The sequence below is a fragment of the Plantactinospora veratri genome, from assembly GCF_036421995.1.
In the GTDB taxonomy this organism is placed as follows: Bacteria; Actinomycetota; Actinomycetes; order Mycobacteriales; family Micromonosporaceae; genus Plantactinospora; species Plantactinospora veratri.
Window position 1 is genome coordinate 208,941 of record NZ_JAZGQL010000009.1, and the last position, 18,912, is coordinate 227,852.

Annotated in this window: 15 protein-coding genes; 9 read left to right on the forward strand and 6 right to left on the reverse strand. The window is 71.4% G+C overall.

The window, feature by feature from the left end:
• Position 1: 1 nt before the first annotated feature.
• On the reverse strand, positions 2–1,669 hold the full coding sequence (locus tag V1634_RS15815) for a metallophosphoesterase family protein (protein ID WP_331208571.1): 1,668 nt from the start codon (positions 1,667–1,669) through the stop codon (positions 2–4).
• A 310-nt stretch (positions 1,670–1,979) separates the two neighbouring features.
• Between V1634_RS15815 and V1634_RS15820 the strand changes: the two genes are divergently transcribed.
• Complete coding sequence (locus tag V1634_RS15820) at positions 1,980–2,459, forward strand: hypothetical protein (protein WP_331208572.1); 480 nt, start codon at positions 1,980–1,982, stop codon at positions 2,457–2,459.
• 93 nt (positions 2,460–2,552) lie between these two features.
• On the opposite strand, the gene V1634_RS15825 is transcribed toward V1634_RS15820, so the two are convergent.
• The gene (locus tag V1634_RS15825; RefSeq protein WP_331208573.1) at positions 2,553–3,341 is read right to left on the reverse strand and encodes an SDR family NAD(P)-dependent oxidoreductase; all 789 of its coding nucleotides are present in this window, start codon (positions 3,339–3,341) and stop codon (positions 2,553–2,555) included.
• A 91-nt stretch (positions 3,342–3,432) separates the two neighbouring features.
• Positions 3,433–5,592, reverse strand: coding sequence for an amylo-alpha-1,6-glucosidase (locus V1634_RS15830; protein ID WP_331208574.1), 2,160 nt, complete (start codon positions 5,590–5,592; stop codon positions 3,433–3,435).
• Positions 5,593–5,967: 375 nt separating this feature from the next.
• Here V1634_RS15830 and V1634_RS15835 point away from each other — a divergent pair, with 375 nt between their 5' ends.
• Positions 5,968–7,065, forward strand: coding sequence for a S66 peptidase family protein (locus tag V1634_RS15835; RefSeq protein ID WP_331208575.1), 1,098 nt, complete (start codon positions 5,968–5,970; stop codon positions 7,063–7,065).
• A gap of 94 nt (positions 7,066–7,159) precedes the next feature.
• Here V1634_RS15835 and V1634_RS15840 read toward each other — a convergent pair whose 3' ends face one another.
• Positions 7,160–8,119 carry a methionyl-tRNA formyltransferase gene (locus V1634_RS15840; protein WP_331208576.1) on the reverse strand — a complete coding sequence of 320 codons (960 nt, stop codon included), beginning with the start codon at positions 8,117–8,119 and terminating at the stop codon, positions 7,160–7,162.
• 241 nt (positions 8,120–8,360) lie between these two features.
• Between V1634_RS15840 and V1634_RS15845 the strand changes: the two genes are divergently transcribed.
• Together V1634_RS15845 and mptB are read left to right on the forward strand one after the other, a co-directional pair.
• Positions 8,361–9,713, forward strand: coding sequence for a lysine N(6)-hydroxylase/L-ornithine N(5)-oxygenase family protein (locus tag V1634_RS15845; RefSeq protein ID WP_331208577.1), 1,353 nt, complete (start codon positions 8,361–8,363; stop codon positions 9,711–9,713).
• A gap of 228 nt (positions 9,714–9,941) precedes the next feature.
• Complete coding sequence (gene mptB / locus V1634_RS15850) at positions 9,942–11,387, forward strand: polyprenol phosphomannose-dependent alpha 1,6 mannosyltransferase MptB (RefSeq protein ID WP_331208578.1); 1,446 nt, start codon at positions 9,942–9,944, stop codon at positions 11,385–11,387.
• A 79-nt stretch (positions 11,388–11,466) separates the two neighbouring features.
• On the opposite strand, the gene V1634_RS15855 is transcribed toward mptB, so the two are convergent.
• Positions 11,467–11,889: a CU044_2847 family protein gene (locus V1634_RS15855; protein WP_331208579.1), complete on the reverse strand. Its 423-nt coding sequence runs from the start codon at positions 11,887–11,889 to the stop codon at positions 11,467–11,469.
• A 191-nt stretch (positions 11,890–12,080) separates the two neighbouring features.
• On the opposite strand from V1634_RS15855, the gene V1634_RS15860 reads away from it, so the two are divergent.
• Positions 12,081–12,410, forward strand: a complete 330-nt coding sequence (locus V1634_RS15860) for a DivIVA domain-containing protein (protein WP_331208580.1) — start codon at positions 12,081–12,083, stop codon at positions 12,408–12,410.
• A 49-nt stretch (positions 12,411–12,459) separates the two neighbouring features.
• Positions 12,460–13,236, forward strand: a complete 777-nt coding sequence (locus V1634_RS15865) for a restriction endonuclease (protein WP_331208581.1) — start codon at positions 12,460–12,462, stop codon at positions 13,234–13,236.
• 62 nt (positions 13,237–13,298) lie between these two features.
• On the opposite strand, the gene V1634_RS15870 is transcribed toward V1634_RS15865, so the two are convergent.
• The gene (locus V1634_RS15870; RefSeq protein ID WP_331208582.1) at positions 13,299–14,393 is read right to left on the reverse strand and encodes a LacI family DNA-binding transcriptional regulator; all 1,095 of its coding nucleotides are present in this window, start codon (positions 14,391–14,393) and stop codon (positions 13,299–13,301) included.
• A gap of 334 nt (positions 14,394–14,727) precedes the next feature.
• Here V1634_RS15870 and V1634_RS15875 point away from each other — a divergent pair, with 334 nt between their 5' ends.
• From V1634_RS15875 to V1634_RS15885, 3 genes are all read left to right on the forward strand, one after another.
• Positions 14,728–15,648: a carbohydrate ABC transporter permease gene (locus V1634_RS15875; protein WP_331208583.1), complete on the forward strand. Its 921-nt coding sequence runs from the start codon at positions 14,728–14,730 to the stop codon at positions 15,646–15,648.
• Entirely contained in the window at positions 15,641–16,516 is an 876-nt protein-coding gene (locus V1634_RS15880; protein ID WP_331208584.1) for a carbohydrate ABC transporter permease, read from the forward strand. Before V1634_RS15875 ends, V1634_RS15880 begins: the two co-directional genes overlap by 8 nt.
• Positions 16,517–16,601: 85 nt before the next feature.
• Positions 16,602–17,891: an ABC transporter substrate-binding protein gene (locus V1634_RS15885; RefSeq protein WP_331208585.1), complete on the forward strand. Its 1,290-nt coding sequence runs from the start codon at positions 16,602–16,604 to the stop codon at positions 17,889–17,891.
• Positions 17,892–18,912 lie beyond the last annotated feature (1,021 nt).

Sequence of the window (18,912 nt, forward strand, 5' to 3'; positions counted from 1 at the left end):
ACTACTTCGTCACGGTGATGGCCGGAGTGGTGATCTGCTGGTTCTCGCTCTCCAGGTAGACCACCTGGCTGCTGTTCTTCTTCGCCGACGGCGGCAGCGCGAAGCTGTACTCGAGTCGACCCAGCTCGTCGGCCTTCCTGTAGCCGATGAAGACACCCTTCCTGCCCGCGCCGTCCTTGGCGTTGCGCAGGTAGACGGTGACCTCCTCGCCGGGGTCGTAGCCGTAGGCGTTGACCCTGACCTTGCCCTTGGCCTCGACGATGGTCCTGTTGACCCTGGCCTGCTCGCCGACGGTGTTCTCCGGGGTGCGCAGCTCGTTGACGGTACGCTCGCCGGCCGCGTTCTTCCGGATCACGACTCCGTCGTGGTGCTGGCCGTTGGCGTACCGGGCCTCGTACCGGATGCTGTCGCCGGTGACATCGATGAGCTGGTAGAGCTGCTTGTCCTCGGCCTGGCTCATGATGTCGGCGTTGTTGTCGGTCCAGACCGAGCCGTCGACGTCGTACATCTTGCCGCCGGAGACCGACACCGCGTAGACGGTGCTGTCGTGCACGGTAAGCGACCGGCGCGACGAGGTCACGCTGCCCCGGCCGTACGTGTGGTCGTGGCCCTGGAGCACCAGGTCGACGCCGTACTTCTCGAACAGCGGGCCCCACTGTGCCCGGACCACCGGGTTGTTCCGGCCCTCCGCCGTGGAGTAGACCGGGTGGTGGAAGGTGACCACGGTCCACTTGTTCGGGTTGTTCTTGAGCAGCCCCTCCAGCCACGCCGTCTGCGCGGCCATCACGTCCGGGATGCCCTGCACGTTGGTGTTCAGGCCGATGAACCGGACACCCTGGTAGTCGACGGTGTACGCGGTCTTGGCCAGCTCCGCCGGCCAGCCCGCCGGCCCGTTGTCGGGGTACGGGAACTGCGGCGTCCAGAACGACGAGAGCGCGCTGCCGCTGTACTCGTGGTTACCGGGGATCGAGATGTTGTTGATCTGGCTGTCGATGAAGCCGCCTGCCTGGTACCACTGCCCCCACTGCTCCTCGCTGTTCGCGGAGTCGATGAGGTCACCGGCGTTGACGATCAGCTTGGCCTGCGGACGGTCCGCGAACGCCTGCCGGAACACCCGGGGCAGCGCCGAGTCGAGGTAGTTCTGCGCGTCGCCGTAGTAGATGAACGAGAACGGCTTGGCGTCCGCGGTCGCCGTGGTGAAGTCGGTCCAGGCGCTCCAGTTGGTGCCGTCGCCGACCCGGTAGGTGTACCGGGTGCCCGGCTTGAGGCCGGCGAACTCCACGGTGTGGTAGGTCGAGGCGTACCCGAGGGAGGTGTTGACCGACTTGGTCGACATCGCCTTGACCACCGAGACCGTGCCGGCGGCGGGCGTCACCTGGCCGAGCGCGGCGGGCGCCTCCAGGATCTCGGCCTGGGCCCACTCGGGGGTGGTCTCGGCCCGCCAGGTCACCCGCTGTGAGATGGCCGGGGTGGTGGTCGGGGTGAGGATGATGCGGTCGGGCATCGGGGACGGCCGGTGGATCTCGGCGGCCGGGTACTTGCCCGGAGCGGCGTCACCGAACGCCACCGGGCTGACCGCGAAACCGCCGACCAGCATGGCGGCGGCGCCGATGGCGGCGAGCCGGGCCCGCCGGGAGCCCAGGATCCAGGGTCTCTTGACGTCAGTCACTACAGGGATCACCTTTCGGGTGAAAGTGGGTACTGCCGCCGGCCCGCAGCCGGTGGCCAAGGGCATTCATCCAGAGGTGGGCGACGGGCGGTCGACCGTCGACTGGCCGCCGGGTGAACGGGCCTGACCAGCGGATTAATTCATGATCAACATGTGGTGCCCGGTGCCGGGCTTCATCCTGCGGCGACCCTGCGGCCATCGGCCGGGAACCGGCCGTTCACCCCGGTCCACCTACCATGCCGGCGGCAGGTCGGCCCGCGTCGCCACCTGCCGGCAGCCCGCCCGATCGCCGACCGTACGGAGCACGACGATGAAACTGCCGTCCCGCCGCTGGGCGGTGGTCGCCACCGTCGGCACCCTGGCGGCGCTCGCCGCGATCGAACCGATGGTCGCGCCGCCGATCGTCAAGGGGGACAGCTTCGTCACCGCCCAGACCGGTGGCCTGCTCAACATCGAGGGCGGCGAGTGCTTCTCCGACCCGGTGTACTCCCGGGAGGCCGCCGAGGTGGTCGTCCGGTACGAGCCCTGCGAGTCCGGCGCCGACAACCAGTCGTACGGCTTCCTGCGCGCCGTCGACGGGCCGTGGGATCGCGCCGGGCTGGCCGACTTCGCCTGGCAGGGTTGCCGGGGGTACTTCGACCGGCGCTGGCCGGACGGCGACGGCGGAACCCTCGACTTCTATCCGGTCCTGCCGACCGAGCAGACCTGGGCGGATGGCGACCGGACGGTGATGTGCGTGGTCTACCGGCCGCGTGGCCGGCTCACCGACTCCGTGCTGCCGCTGCGCTGAACGGACACCAGCAGATCGGCGGCCACCTGCGGCCGGCGGGCTGAGCCGGCGGGCTGAGGCGGCGGGCTGAGCCGGCGGGCCTGGCGGGTGCGGTCAGGCGCGGAGGCCGCCGTCGACCGGCAGGCAGACGCCGGTGACGAAGGAGGCGCGGTCACTGAGCAGCCAGGCGGCGACCTGGGCGATCTCGTCCGGCTCGGCGGCCCGGCGCAGCGGGGTGAGTTCGTTCAACCGCTCCACGGCGGCCGGCTCGTCGTCGGCCCACTGCCGGATCACCCCGGTCATCGTGGTGCCCGGGGCGATGGCGTTCACCCGGATGCCCTCCGGACCGTACTCGACGGCGGCGGTTTCGGTGAGGCTGTTCACGGCCCGCTTCGTCGCCGCGTACGGGCCCAGTCCCGGAGCCCCGCGGAGGCTGCCGACGCTGCTGACGTTGACGATCGCCCCCGAGCCGGCGGTGGCCCGGATCGCCCGGATCTCCGCGGTCATCGAGAGGAACAGCCCCCGGTAGTTGACGGAGGTGACCAGGTCGAAGTCCCGCTCCGTCGCGTTCACCATCGGGGTGTGCGGGATCGAGATGCCACCGTTGTTGAACGCCACGTCCAGCCGGGCGTGCAGCCGGATCACGCTCTCCACCGCCGCCTGGACGCTGGCACCGTCGGTCAGGTCCGCGAGGACGTAGTCCGCGGTACCGCCCGCGTCGCGGATCTCCCCGGCCACCTCGGCGAGTTCGGACTCGGTCCGGGCGGCCAGCACCACCTTGGCACCCTCACGGGCGAACAGCCGGGCGGCGGCGGCGCCGATGCCGCGACCAGCGCCCATCAGCAGCGCGACCTTGTCACCGAGCAGGCCGGCGCGGCCGCCCCGGGCATTCGTTCCGGTCATGAGGTCACTCTCTCATCACCGAACGGTGATCCGCAGGTACGCTCCGCATCTGCCCTTCCCCGGTGCGCCCGGTGCGCCTGGTGCGCCCGGGTCACCGGGAGAGGTGGACGTGACCCTGGTCGCCGGCCGCCTCCAGGTCCCAGCGCTTGCCGAAGGCCTGCAACCGGCCGAACCTGATCCGGCCGAAGTCCGCCGGAAGGTGCGGGTCGATCAGCAACTGACCGTCGCGGACGTCCAGGCCGAGCAGGGTACGGACGAACAGCAGCGGCGCCGCGCTGGCCCAGGCCTGCGGGGTGCACGCGGTCGGGTACGGCACCGGCTTGCGCCCGTACGAGCGGTCGTACCCGGCGAACGCCTCCGGCAGCCGGTGGGCGGAGAAGTCCGCCGCCTCCAGCATCGCCACGATCACCCGGGCCGCCTCGTCGCGGAACCCGTACCGGGCCAGCCCGTGCGCGATCAGCGAGTTGTCGTGCGGCCAGACCGTGCCGCTGTGGTAGCCGATCGGGTTGTAGCACCGGTCGCTGGTGGAGGTGGTCCGGATGCCCCAGCCGGAGAACATGTGCGTGGAGAGGAGTTGGCCGGCGAGCACCCGGGCCCGATCCGGCGGCACGATGCCGCTCCAGAGCAGTTGCCCCATGTTGGAGGTCATCGAGTCGATCGGCCGCTTGTCCCCGTCGAGGCCGACCGCGTAGTAGCCGCCCCGGTCGTCGATCCAGAAGTCCCGGTTGAACCGCTCCCGGAGCTGGTACGCCTCGGCGCGCAGCCGCTCGGCCAGCTCCGGATCCCGCAGCGGGCCGTCGGCGAGTTCGGCGACCCGGAGTTTCGCGTCGTAGGTGTAGCCCTGGATCTCACAGGTCGCGATCGGCAGCACCGGAATCGAGCCGTCGGAGCAGGCGATGCCGTCGGGGGAGTCCCGCCAGGAGTGGTTGCCCAGCCCCTGCGGCGAGCGGGTGGCGTACTCGACGTACCCGTCCTCGTCGAGGTCGCCGTAGCGGTCGATCCAACCCAGCGCGGCGTGCACGTTGTCCCGGAAGCGCCGGACGAAGTCCTCGTCCAACGTCCAGCGCCAGTACTCGGAGAGCAGGATCAGCCAGAGCTGGGTGGCGTCGGAGGTCCCGTAGTAGGGGTTGTGCGGCTTCTCGCCGGTCCGGGTCAGCTCGCCGCTGCGTACCTCGTGCAGGATCTTCCCCGGCTCCTCGTCCCGGAAGTCGTCGAGCTTGGTGCCCTGGTAGTTGGCGAGCGACCGGATGGTGCCCCGGGCGAGCCGTGGCCCGAAGGACAGCGACTGGTACGCCGTGACCAGCGAGTCGCGGCCGAAGACGGTGAGGAACCAGGGCAGGCCGGCGGCCGGCAGCACGATCGTCTCGCCACCGATGGTCTGCTCGATCCGCAGCGCCACCAGGTCCATCTTGGACTTCTCCATCACCCGGCTCAGCAGGTCGGAGTCGAGATCCTGCGAGGGACACTCGTCCCGCCAGGTGTGCGTGGGATCCTCGCCCACCAGGTCGAAGCCCTGACCGAAGCGGCGGTGCAGCGAGGGCAGCTCGGTCGGCCGGCGGGGCAGCGCCACCGACAGCTCAGCCTGCCACTTGAGCCCCGGTTCCAGGCTCAGGTCCCAGATCAGGTCGTTCTCCTCCACCCGGTCGGCCGGCGGCGACACCCGGATGTCGGTGACGGCAGTGAAGTCCGCGTTGCGGTAGGTGAAGCAGAGCCGGGAGCCGTCGGTCGAGTAGTCCCGGGTGATGCTCGCCGAGCGGTCGCGTACCCGTTGCTTGATCTCGAACAGGTCCGCGAAGTCGGTGCCGACCCGCAGCCGGAGCTGCACCGACTGCAGGTCGTTGGCGAAGCACTCCAGCTCGATCCGCTCCTGCATCGCGTCGCTGATGAACCGCTGCCGGCGGACCCCGACGCTGTTGGTCGGCACGTGCGGCAAATCCGAGTTGGTCAGGAAGAAGGCCGCCGAGTCGTCGTCGACCAGCCCCGAGCTGAGGATCAGCAGCGGCGCCCCGCCCAGGGTCAGCTCCCACTGGCTGAGCAGCCGGGTGTCGTCGTGCACCAGCCCGCCGATGGTGCCCACCGGTACGTCCCCGGCGGCGTTGCTCACCATGAACGACCGGCCCTCCACCACCGCGACCGCGTCCGGACCCAACTCCGGCGGCTGGGTACGCACCACCGAACTCGGGGCGTTGGCGCTCGTCACCAGCCCGGGGGTCGGGTCGGCCGGAGTGGGACGCCGGACAACATTCGTCACGGCAGCCCCCTACGTCCGCACGAGAAGCGTGGCCATCCTGTCGACGCCAGCCTAGGCAGGGCCGGGGCGGCACCGGTGCCGAACGCGGGAAGAAGCTCCTCGGCCTGTCCGGTCCGGTACCGGAAGGGGGAAATTCGGCGGCCGTGCCGACCCGTACCGGCGGGTCGCCCGCGGGGCGGGGGAGTGGTGCCGCCGACGGATACGGCGGGTCGCTGACCGGTAGGGCATGCCACTGACCGGCCTACGGCTGACCGGGGTGCCTGCCCCGGCCGGGGCAGCGAGCGGAGGGATCGCTTGTGGACGATCAATAGCATCGGTGCCATTCGACGGGTACCGGGGACGGACGCCGGTCCCGTCTCGACGGAGAGGACGCCGATGCGAGATCCCGAGTTCGTCGACACGAGGCTTCCGAGACCCGGCGGTGCGGCGCTGTCCCGCCGGAACATGCTCCGCGCAGGGGCGGTCGCGGCCGGTGGCACGGTGCTGGGCAGTGGCGCCGCACTGGCCGGCACCGCCGTCGGGCCGGCACAGGCGGCACCGCGTGGGAACCGTACCCCGGTCCGGGCCCGGGCGCTGGCCCCCGGCGACCGGGTCCGGGTGGTGTCGCCCGGCGGCACCCCGAACCCGGCCCTGATGGCCCGGGGCATCGAGATCCTGACCGGCTGGGGCCTGCGGGTGGAGCTGGGCGAGCACGTGTACGCCCGGCACGGCTACCTCGCCGGCACCGACGCGCAACGGCTGTCGGACCTGAACGACGCCCTGACCGACCCGGGGGTGCGGGCCGTCTTCGCCGCCCGGGGCGGCTACGGCACGCAGCGGATCGTGGACCGGATCGACCTCTCCCGGCTGCGCCGCGACCCGAAGGTGGTCGTCGGGTTCAGCGACATCACCAGCATCCACGGCCGGCTGTGGCGGGAGGCGGGCCTGGTCAGCTTCTACGGTCCGATGGTCAACTGGTCGGACGCCCGCACCGGCCCGGAGTCGGCCGAGGCGCTGCGCCGGGCGGTGATGACCACCGCCCCGGTCACCATCTCCCGGGATCCGGCCGAGACCGCCGCCTCGGTCATGGTGCCGGGCCGGGCCTCCGGCCGGCTGCTCGGTGGCTGCCTGACCCTGCTCTCCACCTCGCTCGGCGCCAAGGACTTCCCGGACCTCGACGACGCGATCCTCTTCTTCGAGGACGTGGACGAGCCACCGTACAGCTACGACCGGATGTTGACCGAGCTGCGCCGGGTGGGGGTGCTGGGCCGGGTCGCCGGGGTGGTGGTCGGGCAGCTCACCAACAGCGTCGGCAACCCGGGCGACTGGGACGCGGCGGCGGTGCTCAGGGACCGCCTCTACGACCTCGGGGTACCGGTGCTGGGCGGGCTCCGCCTCGGGCACGGCGACGGGCAGCTCACCATCCCGCTGGGGGCCCGGGCCACCATCGACGCCGCCGCCGGGACCCTGACCGTCGAGGCCGGCGTGCGGTAGCCGACCTCGGCCGGCCGGTGGTGGTCGTGCTCGCCGGAGGGCGCGAGCCTCGCGAGGACGGCCACCACCGGCGGTGCGGTCTGCGGATCGGCCGCTAGAGCCGACCGTCCGGGTAGCGGGTCAGGTAGCCGCCCATGGTCCGGAAGTAGTCGGTGGCGGCGTGTTCCCGGCCGTCGTCGGTGCGTACCCGGGTGACGGCCAGGCCGGGGCGGTGCCCGCGGCGCGCGTCGGCGCCGGCCACGATCACCACGCCGTCGCCCTCCCGGTAGAAGATCCGGCCGGGCGTGCCGCCGTAGCGGCCCTCGGAGACCCGGGCGGCCAGGATCCGCAGTCGCGCGCCGTCGTGGTGGGTGAAGGCGTTCGGGTACGGGTCGGACTGCGCCCGGACCAGCCGCTCGATCTCGTCGGCCGGCCAGTTCCAGTCGATCCGGCTCTCCTCGATCGAACGCTTGTGGAAGAAGCTCGCCTTCGACCGGTCCTGCGGGGTCCAGTCGGTGCGGCCGGAGGCGATCAGCGCCAGTCCGTCCACCGTGATCGGGCCGAACAGCTCCAGCGTGCGGTGGAACAGGTCGGTGGTGGTGTCGGTCGGGCCGACCGGTACCGCGCGTTGCAGCACGATGTCACCGGCGTCGAGGGTCTCGTCCATCAGATGGGCGGTGACCCCGACCTCGCGTTCGCCGTTGAGCAGCGCCCAGATCAGCGGGCTGAACCCGGCGTACGCGGGCAGCAGCGAGTCGTGCACGTTCAGCGTCCCGTACGGCGGCAGGTCGAAGATCTCCGGCGGGATCCAGGTACGCCAGTTGGTCGCCACGATCACGTCGGGCGCGGCCTGCCGGAGCCGCTCCATCAGCTCGGGGTCGCCGGGGCGCTTGCGCAGCAGCACCGGTACCTCGTGCTTCTCGGCCAGTTCGGCGACGGAGTCGTCCCAGATCTTCTCGTACGCGTGTTCACTCTTCGGATGCGTGACGACCAGGGTCACCTCGTGCTCGGAGTCCAGCAGCGCCTGTAGGGTGCGGTGCCCCCAGGTCTGGTAGCCGAACATCACAACCCGCATCGACGGTCTCCTCTTCGGTCGGTTCGTCTCGCCCCGGTTTACACGTCGGTTCGCCCCGTCGGGTGGGTGAACTTTTCGCGGCCGTACCGGTCAGGTGGTCCATATTGTTCTTGACCTTGGTGTAGGTTAGCCTAACCTAAATGCCACGGATGGTCGACCGTCCGCGCCAGCCGCACCGGGTCCGTACGGGATCCAGTCCTCCACCACGCCGCCGACCGGCCGGCAGACTGATGGGACAGGTATGTCACGAACCAATCGCAGCGACGACCCCCAGGTCCACGATCTCCTCGGCATCGGATTCGGTCCCTCGAACCTCGCCCTGGCCATCGCCGTCCGGGAGGGCACCGCCAGCCCTGGCGGGATCGGCAGCGCCGTCTTCCTGGAGCGCCAGCCCAGCTTCGGCTGGCACCGGGGGATGCTGCTCGACGACGCCACCATGCAGGTGTCGTTCCTGAAGGACCTGGTGACGCTGCGGAACCCGGCCAGCGGCTTCAGCTTCCTCTGCTATCTGCAGAGCCGGGATCGGCTGATCGACTTCATCAACCACAAGAACCTCTTCCCGTCCCGGGTCGAGTTCCACGACTACCTGGAGTGGGCGGCGGCGCAGGTCGACGACATGGTCCGGTACGGGCACGACGTGGTCGACGTGCGTCCGGTCTGGCAGCAGGGCGAACTCGACCACTTCGAGGTGCTCGCCCAGGCCGGCCCCTGCTCCGCCGCCCCGGTCAGCTACCGGGCCCGCAACCTGGTGCTGGGGGTGGGGCTGCGGCCGTACCTGCCGGCCGGGATCACCCTGGACACCCGGGTCTGGCACAGCCGCGACCTGCTGCCCAACCTGCGCAATCTGGTGCCGTCGGAGCCGACCCGGTTCGTCGTGGTCGGTGCCGGGCAGAGCGCGGCCGAGGCCGTCGACCACCTGCACCGCGAGTTCCCCGCCGCCGAGGTCTGCGCGGTCTTCTCCCGGTACGGCTACAGCCCGGCCGACGACAGCTCCTTCGCCAACCGGATCTTCGACCCGGCGGCCGTGCAGGAGTACTTCACGGCACCGCCGGAGGTGAAGCAGATGATGCTCGCCTACCACGGCAACACCAACTACTCGGTGGTCGACTCCGAACTGATCGACGAGCTCTACCGGCGGGTCTACCAGGAGAAGGTACGCGGCGTCGAGCGGCTCCGGATCTTCAACCTGACCCGGCCGGTCGAGACGGTCCGTACCCCGGACGGGGTGCGGATGGTGGTCGAGTCCCTGGTCACCAACGAGAAGACCGTGCTCGACGCCGACGTGGTGGTCTTCGCCACCGGATACCGGCCGGTCGACCCGTTCGACCTGCTCGGTGAGGCGGCGCAGGTCTGCCTGCGGGACGACGCCGGGCGGGCCGTGGTCGACCGCGACTACCGGCTGCGGACCGGCCCGGAGGTCCGGCCCGGCATCTACCTCCAGGGCGGCACCGAGCACAGCCACGGCATCTCGTCCTCGCTGCTCTCCAACACCGCCGTCCGGGCCGCCGAGATCCTCGGCTCGATCCGCGCCCGCGCCGCCGCCCCGGCACTCGACCGCGAACCCGAATACGCCGGCGCGCCCGGCTCCGTCTGACTCCACTGACTGGCCAGTCGCTTCCGCCGGCCGTTCTCGTCGTCGGTTCCCGCCCGGCTGCTTGTGGCCGGCCGCTCGGCGCGTCTGCGGTCGGCGGACGGCGGACGGTCGCGGTCTGCGGGGCGGCGGACGGTCGCGGTCTGCGGGGCGGCGGACGGTCGGCGGATGTTCGCCGGCAGGTAGCCGGGAGCGGGGCGGAGGTTCACCTGCCCCGGCAACCCTGCCCGGATGCGGGAGAGCCTCTCACCGGCCCGGCTGCGCTGGCTGGGACTGCTCGGCAGCGCGCTGACGGCGGCCAGCGCCCACCTCGCCGGTCCGGCCATCGACCGGGGGCCGGGCTGGCTGGTCGGGGTCGGGTTGTGGCTGCTCGGCGCCGGTGGGCTGGTCGCCGTCTGGTGGCGGCTGCGCACCGTCACCGCGCCGGGTTGGCTGCTGGCCACCGGCGCGCTCTGGGCGGTGCCGCTGCTGCTGGCGCCGCCGCTGGGCAGCGCCGACGTCTACGCGTACGCCTGCCAGGGCGAAACCGCCGCCGCCGGGTTCGACCCGTACGCCGTCGGGCCGGACGCGCTGCCCTGCCGGTGGCTGGACCGGGTCGCGCCGAGTTGGCGGGACACGCCCGCACCGTACGGCTCCCTCTGGCTGCTCGTCGAGGAGTTCGCCGCGAGGGTGTCGGCCGGCCACCTGCCGCTCGCGGTGACCGTGCTGCGGCTGGTGGCGATCGGCGGCATCCTGCTGGCCACCGCCGCGGCTGCCTGGCTGGCCCGGCACTGTGCCGGCAACCCGGCCCGGGTGGTCTGGCTCGGCGCGATCGGCCCGCTGCCGCTGGTACACGTCGTCTCCGGGGCGCACAACGACGCGCTGCTCGCCGGGCTGGTCGTACTCGGACTGCTGGCCGCCGCCGAGCTGCGTACCGTGCTCGGCCGGCTGGCCGTGGCCGGAGTCGCGTTCGGGGCCGCGGCCTCGGTCAAGGCCACCGCGCTGGTGGTGGTGCCGTTCGCGCTCGCGGTCGTGCCGTGGGCCCGCACCGGCCGGCGCCGGATCGCGGCCGGAGCGATCCTGGCCGGCGCCACGTTCGGCACCGTCCTGCTGCTGGCCGGCGTGACCGGGCACGGTCTCGGTTTCGTCCGGAGCTGGCCGGCGACCGCCGGCAGCGTGCAGTGGTCGTCGATCCCGACCGGGATCGGCATGGCGGTCGGCTACGGGCTGCGCGCGGCGGGCCGGCCCGAGGCGTTCGGTACCGCCGTCGAGGTCGCCCGGTTGGCGGGGTTGGCGGCGCTCGGCGGCGTACTGCTGCTCGCCTGGCGCCGGGCGCTGCACGGCGGCGTCGCGGTCGCCGTACCGGCGGCCGGGGTGGCGCTGCTCGCCACCGCGCTGCTCGGCCCGGTCTTCTACCCCTGGTACGCCCTCGCCGGGATCGCCGTGCTGGCCGCCACCGCCGCACCCCGGGGACGGCTGGGTACGCTGCTCGACGCCGGCTCCGCCGGGCTGGTCTTCCTCACCCTGCCGGACAGCCTCGGCCTGGTCACCAAGACCAAGGTCCCGGGCGCCCTGCTCGACCTGGCCCTGGTCGGCTGGCTGCTGGCCCGCCGGGCAGTGCGGAGGTCGAGGCAGCCGGTCCGACCCTCCCGGATGCCGGCCGGCCGCTCGGGGAGTCGGCAGGACCTTCACCTGTAACCGGGCGATGTTCCCGACCACCCGCTGCAGGCCCAGGCGGGCGGACACGCGCGGCGGCGAGGGCCGGTTCGGCGGCCGGTCAGCCGGTGCTGCCCGGTTCGGTCGCATCCGTCGACCCCGAATCCGGTTCGGTGTTCCGTTCCGCGGCCACGCCCCCGTCGGGGTCGGCGGTGGTCGGGGTCGGCGCGGTTCCGCGATTCCACTCGAAGGTCACCTTCATGTGGGCCTCGCCGGTGGTCTCGGCGACCACGAAGCCACCCTTCGCGGCGACCTTGAGACCGAACTCGATCGCCACCCGGTCGGCCCCGCCCGCGTCGCGGGCCCGCGCGGCCGCGCTCTGGGCCAGCCGGTGGAACCGGTCGAACGCCTCGCCGAAGGTCTCCGACAGCCGGGCCACCACCTCCCGGGAGCGACCCGCCGGGGCGACCCCGGTGACCTGGTGGGTCACCTCGACCAGCACCGTGCTGTGGTCGTCGACCGGGATCTGCACGTAGTAGGTCATTGCGTCCTCACCGGTCGACGAGCTGCGGCCGGCCCAGTCTAGTGGTGAACCTTCACCTATCCGGAGCGTCGGGGGAGCCGCTGGCGGGTGCCGTCGACCGGGCGACCTTGTCCGACGTCGATACCCTCGGAGGTCCAGATCGGAACGGTCCAGTTCGGCAACGTTCCAGCTCGCAAGCGGGAGGCCGGTCGATGCCCCACCTGACTCCGTCGGATATCCGTAACGTCTCCTTCCGGAAGCCCGCCCTCGGTCGACGCGGGTACGACGAGCAGGACGTCGACGAGTTCCTAAACAGGGTCGAGGGCACCATCTCGGCACTGATGAAAGAGTTGACGGCGCTGCGCGGGCAACCGACATCTACCGTCGCGCCAGCCGTGACACCGGCCGGAGCGGGGACCGAGCCGCAGGTCGCGATCCTCGCCCAACTCGAAGAGATCAGGGGCCGGCTCACCCGCATCGAGGCTGCGGTCTCGGGTGGCGGGCCGAGGTCGCCGTTCGGCGACCCGATGTTCCGCAGTTGATCCCGCGAGTGACGGGTCGGCCTTCGTCGCGCCGTTGCCAGGAGAGCTGATGCCGCGAGTGCACTCGTACACCCGCCGGGACGGCACCCGGGTCCGGGGGCACTACCGCTCCCGTACCCGACGGTCGCGCCCCCGCCGCTCCTACCCGCGCCGACGTCGCGGCGGCAACCCGGCGCCGGACCGGTCGGGCCGGTGGCTCGGCGCGGTGGTCGGCGCGCTGGTGCTGGCCTGGGTGGTCGTCGACTTCGTCCAGCGGCACCCGGTCCGGGCGGTCGTCATCGCGATCGGCCTGGTGGCGGTCGGTGCCGGCGTGCTGGCCCTGCTGATCCGGGCGCGACTGCGCGAGGAGACCGAGTCGGCGGTACGCGCCCGGCACGTCGAGACGACCGACACGATGACCGGGGCGGAGTTCGAGCGGTGGGTGGCCGCCCTGCTGAGCCGCTCGGGCTTCTCCCGGGTGACGGTCTGCGGTGGTGCTGCCGACCGGGGCGCGGACATCACCGCCATTTCCCCGGACGGTCGCCGGGTGGTCGTGCAGTGCAAGCGGCACAGCCCGACGAACCGGGTCGGCAGTGCGGCGATCCAGCGCTTCGCCGGCACCTGTCGGAGCATCCACCGGGGCGAGATCTGCGTGATCGTCACCAACGGGTTCTTCGCCGCCGGTGACGGGGTGCGGCTGGCTCGTGAGCTGGGGATCGGGCTGGTGGACCGGTCGGCGCTGGGGGAGTGGGCGTACGCTGGGCTGCCACCCGGCGGTGACGCATTCCCGAGATTCTTGGAGATTCACGGTTCGCGGGAAACCACAGGGCGCCGAGAATCTCGCTGACCGTCCCGCTTCGTGGGCGCCGCGAATGTGCAAACCGGACCGATGGCCGCGTTGCCACCCGGCTACGCCCGCCCGGCCGGTACGGGTCCGGTGCTCTCCCGGACCAGCAGTCGGGGTTGGAAGTGCACGTTGTGTCCGGCCGGCCCGCCACCCAGCAGCGACCAGAGCCGGTCCCACGCCTGCCGGCCGAGTTCGTTGCGCGGGATCGAGGCGGTGGTCAGCGGCGGGGTGGTGTAGCGGGCGAACGGGATGTCGTCGAAGCCGGCCACCGACAGGTCCCTGGGCACCCCGATGCCGAGTTCGTGCAGACCGCTGAGCGCACCGAACGCCACCATGTCGTTGAAGGCCACCACAGCGGTCGCGCCGCTGCGCAACACCGCGCGGGCGGCGCCGTGCCCGTCGTCGAAGGTGGCACCGCAGGTCAGTTCGGTCAACGCGCAGACCGGTTCGGCGGCGCAGCTCGCCCGCAGCGCGGCCCGGCGTTCCCGGTTGGAGGTGCTGGCCGCCGGCCCGGCCAGGTAGACGATCCGGCGGTGACCGAGGGACCGCAGGTGGCCCACGATCGCGGTTATCCCCGCCGCGTAGTCGACCGAGAGCGACGGGACGCTGCTGCCCGGCAGGTCCCGGTTGAGCAGGACGAGCGGGGCGAGCCGGTCGCTGAGGGTACGCAGTTCGACCTCCGGCACCCGGGGTGAGGCGAGGACCAGTCCGTCGGAGCGGCGGCGCGCCTCCACCGCCAGGATCGCCTCCTCGGCGACGTTCTCGTTGGACTCGGCGACCAGTAGTCGGTACCCCCGACCGGCAGCGGCGTGGCTGAGCCCGCGCAGCACGTCCTGGAACATCGGGTTGGACAGGTCCGGCACGATCAGCGACACCGTGCTGGTGCGGCCCAGCGCCAGGCTGCGGGCGACCAGGCTCGGCTCGTAGTTCAGCTCCTCGGCGGCGGCGCGGACCCGGGCGGCGAGGTCGGCCGCGACGGTCGGGCTGCCGTTCATCACCCGGGAGACGGTCGCCCGGGAGACTCCGGCGGCCTCGGCGACCCGGCCGATCGTGGCGGCGGGCCGGTCGGAGCGGCCGGCTCTGCGGCGACCCGCTCGCGCTCCGCCGGTCGGCTCGTCGGCCGGCTGCCCGGCACGGCGGTCTCCGGTCAGGCTCATCTCGAATCTCCCAAGGTGGCCGCGGTGGCGGCCGTCCATCCAGGACATCGCGCCGAGTCGTCCGTCGACGCCGGGGTGGCCATCTGGTGGGCCCGAAGATACCGGTTGCTCGATCTTGGAAGCAACCGGTTTCTTCGATCTGCCGCCGATCCGCGCCAGCACGTTCGCACAGCTAGTTAGGGAGAGTTCGATGCGTTGACAGTTGATGTTGGCTTTGTTAGAAACTGGTTACTCAGCCCGGATCTGGGGCCCTGCGGGCATGGTGGGCGTGACGGGCAGGACGGGTAGGCACCGAGGCTCCACCCGCGACGAATCTCCGCCGAAGGGTGCTCCGATGAGCGATCGCACGGGCAGACCCACCGCGACCACACGGTCCGGGCCGCGCCGCCGGGAGACCCGGGTGGCGTACGGTTTCCTCGCGCCGTGGATCGTCGGGATGGTCGTCTTCACCATCGGGCCGATCCTGGCCTCGCTCTACCTCTCCTTCACCGACTACACCCTGCTCAGCCCGCCGCAGTGGCGGGGACTGGAGAACTACCAGCGGATGCTGGAGGATTCCCGGCTGCACAAGTCGCTGCTGGTCACCTTCCAGTACGTCTTCGTCTCCGTACCGTTGCAGCTCGCCCTCGCCCTCGGCCTGGCCATGCTGCTCAACCGGGGCGTACGCGGACTGCCCATCTACCGCTCGGTCTACTACCTGCCGTCGCTGCTGGCCGGAAGCGTCTCCATCGCGATCCTCTGGCGGCAGATCTTCGGCAGCGAAGGGCTGGTCAACCAGTTGCTGGCGAGGGTCGGCATCGAGGGCGTGAGCTGGGTGTCCCACCCGGACTACGCGCTCGGCACCCTGGTCGTGCTGAACGCCTGGACCTTCGGCGCACCGATGGTGATCTTCCTGGCCGGGCTCCGCCAGATTCCGAGCATGTACTACGAGGCGGCCTCGGTCGACGGCGCCGGCGCGGTCTCGCAGTTCTTCCGGATCACCATCCCGCTGCTCACCCCGATCATCTTCTTCAACCTGATCCTCCAGATGATCGGCGCCTTCCAGAGCTTCACCCAGGCGTTCGTGGTCAGCGGCGGCAGCGGCGGCCCGGCCGACTCCACCCTGCTCTACACGCTCTACCTCTACGAGCGCGGCTTCGGCTCGTTCGAGATGGGCTACGCGTCCGCGCTGGCCTGGACGCTGCTGGTGATCATCGCCGTACTGACCGGCCTCAACTTCCTCTTCGCCAAGCGATGGGTGTTCTACGGTGACTGACCTGACGACCAGCGCCCCGGTGCGCCCGACCGACCGGGCCGACCCGCCGGCCCGGCGGATCACCAAACACACCCTGCTGATCGTCTTCGGCGTGGTGATGATCTATCCGCTGCTCTGGATGGTCTCCAGTTCGGTCAAGCCGACCGAGGTCATCTTCCGGGATCCGTCGATCTGGCCGCGCGAGTTCGACCTCGGCAACTACACCGGCGGCTGGACCGCGCTGGAGCATCCGTTCCAGCACTACCTGTGGAACTCGGCGGTGATCGCGGTCGCCTCGATCGTCGGCAACCTGCTCTCCTGCTCGCTGGCGGCGTACGCGTTCGCCCGGCTGGAGTTCCCGGGTCGGCGGATCCTCTTCGCCGCGATGCTCGCCACGATGATGCTGCCGATCCACGTGCTGATCGTGCCGCAGTACGTCCTCTTCTCGCAGCTCGACTGGATCAACACCACGCTGCCGCTGATCGTGCCGAAGTTCCTCGCCACGGACGCCTTCTTCATCTTCCTGATGGTCCAGTTCATCCGCTCGCTGCCCCGCGAACTCGACGAGGCGGCCCGGATGGACGGCTGCGGGCACGTACGGATCTACTGGCGGATCATCATGCCGCTCTCCGTGCCGGCGCTGGCCACCTCGGCGCTGTTCACCTTCATCTGGACCTGGAACGACTTCTTCAGCCAGCTCATCTTCCTGACCAATCCCGACCTCTACACCGTGCCGGTGGCGCTGCGGTCCTTCATGGACGGCCAGGGCGAGACCGCGTGGGGCCAGCTCTTCGCCATGTCCATCGTCGGACTGGCGCCGATCTTCGGCTTTTTCCTCGCCGGGCAGCGTTATCTGACCCAGGGGTTGGCTACGACCGGCCTCAAGTGAACCGTTCCAACCCACCAGTCCCGGCACCGTCGCCGGCAACCGAAGCACCCGTCGCGTCACACCCACCGTTCGCGAAGGAGTTCCGATGAGAGTCAGATCCATCCGGACCCGCCTGGGCACCGTCGCCGTCTCCGCCACCCTGCTGCTCTCGGTCGCCGCCTGCGGCGACTCCGGCGGCGACGGCGGGCCCGTGGAGTTGAGGTTCTCCTGGTGGGGGAACAACGACCGGGCCCAGGCCACCCAGAAGGTGATCGACGCCTTCCAGGCGCAGAACCCGGACATCAAGGTCACCGGTTCGTCGTCCGACTTCAACGCGTACTTCGACAAGCTCGCCACCGAGGTCGCGGCCGGCGACGCGCCGGATGTCATCACGCTGGGCGGGGCCTACCCCCGGGAGTACGGCGACCGCGGCGCACTGCTCGACCTGGCCCGGGTGAAGAACGAACTGAAGACCGACAAGATCGATGCCGCCGCGCTCGGCAACGGGCGGTTCGAGGAGAAGCAGTACGGCGTACCGACCGGGGTCAACACCTTCGCCCTGGTGGTCAACCCGGCGGTCTTCGCCAAGGCGGGCGTGCCGCTGCCCGACGACAGCAGCTGGACCTGGGACGACTTCGCCCGAATCGCCCGGGAGATCTCGGCGAAGTCGCCGAAGGGCACCTACGGGGTGGCCGACCCGACCACCGCCGACATGTTCGACCTCTACTCCCGGCAGCGCGGCGAAGGGCTCTACACCCCGGACGGCAAGGTCGCGATCAGCCGGAACACCATCACCGAGTGGTGGACGATGACCACCGGGCTGCGCGATGCCGGAGCGACCCCGCCGGCCTCGGTCACCACCGAACTGGAGGGCCAGCCGGCCCCGGAGCAGACGCTGATGGGCCGGGGCCTGGCCGGGATGCAGTTCGACTGGAGCAACCAGCTCGGCGCCCTGCGCAAGGCCTCCGGGCAGCCGCTGGAACTGCTGCGGGCACCGGGGGAGAGCGGCCGGGCCGGGATGTGGTTGCAGGCGTCGCAGATCTACACCGTCAACGCCCGGACCGAACACCCGAAGGAGGCGGCGAAGTTCGTCGACTTCCTGGTGAACAGCCCGGAGGCCGGAAAGATCATCCTGACCGACCGGGGCATCCCGGCGAACTCCGAGGTGCTGACGGCGGTGCTGCCGGCGCTCAACCCCGACCAGTCCGCCCAGGCCAAGTTCATCGAGAAGGTCACCCCGCAGGTGGGTCCGCCGCTGGTGATCGGCCCGACCGGCTCGACCGACACCCGGCTGATCCTGCAACGGCTCAACGCCGAGGTGCTCTTCGACCGGAAGTCCCCGGCCGACGCGGCGGACGAGTTCGTCAAGCAGGTCGAGGCGGCGATCGGCAAGTGACCTCCGACCGGGGCGGGGACGACGGCCGGCGGGCGGAGCAGACCGGGCCGGGGATCGACCGGCAGGCCCTCGTCGACCGGCACGCGGTCGAGCTGACCGGCATCCTGCCGGAGTCCCCGCTCTCGGTCGGCAACGGCGAGTTCTGCTACACCGTCGACGTCACCGGGTTGCAGACCTTTCCGGAGCACCACCCGGTGCGCAATCCCGGCGGCACCGGCACGCCCGGCACCCTGCTCGGCACCCAGGCACAGTGGGGCTGGCACAGCATGCCGGGCGAGCGGGCGTACGACCTGGCGGAGACCCGCCGGGCCTATCCGACGCCGCGCGGCCCCGTCGAGTACGTCGACATGCGCGGCGCGCTCTCCGGCACCGCCGAGGCCCCGCAGTCGCCGGCGGAGTCGTGGCTGCGCGGCAATCCGCACCGGCTCGACCTGGGCCGGATCGGGCTGGTCTGGACCACCCGCCCGGCCGGCTCCGGAATCAGCGCCCGGGCACCGGAGCCGGCCGAGGTGACCCACCCGCACCAGCGGCTCGACCTGTGGACCGGCACCATCACCAGCCGGTTCCGCCTGGCCGGCACCCCGGTGGAGGTCGACACGGTCTGCCACCCGGACCGCGACGTCCTCGCCGTACGCGTCCGCTCGGCGCTGCTCGCCGAGGGCCTCGCGATCCGGATCGCCTTCCCGTACGGCTCGGCGGAGTGGAGCAACGCCGCCGACTGGTCCCGGCCGGAGGCGCACTCGTCCGTCCTGCGTCCGACCCCGGACGGGGCGCTGCTGCGCCGGGTACTCGACGACACGGCGTACTCGGTCGGGATCGGACTGCCGGACGGCGCCCGGATCCTGCACGTCGGCCGGCACGAGTTCCTGGTCGTCGGGGCCGGGCTGCCCGCCGTCGAGCTGGTCGTCGCCTTCGCGCCCGGCGCCGGTTCGGCGGCCGGCGCCGCGCTGCCGTCGTATCCCGAGGTGGCGGCCGCGTCCGCCCGGCACTGGCCGGAGTTCTGGCGCGGCGGCGGCGCGGT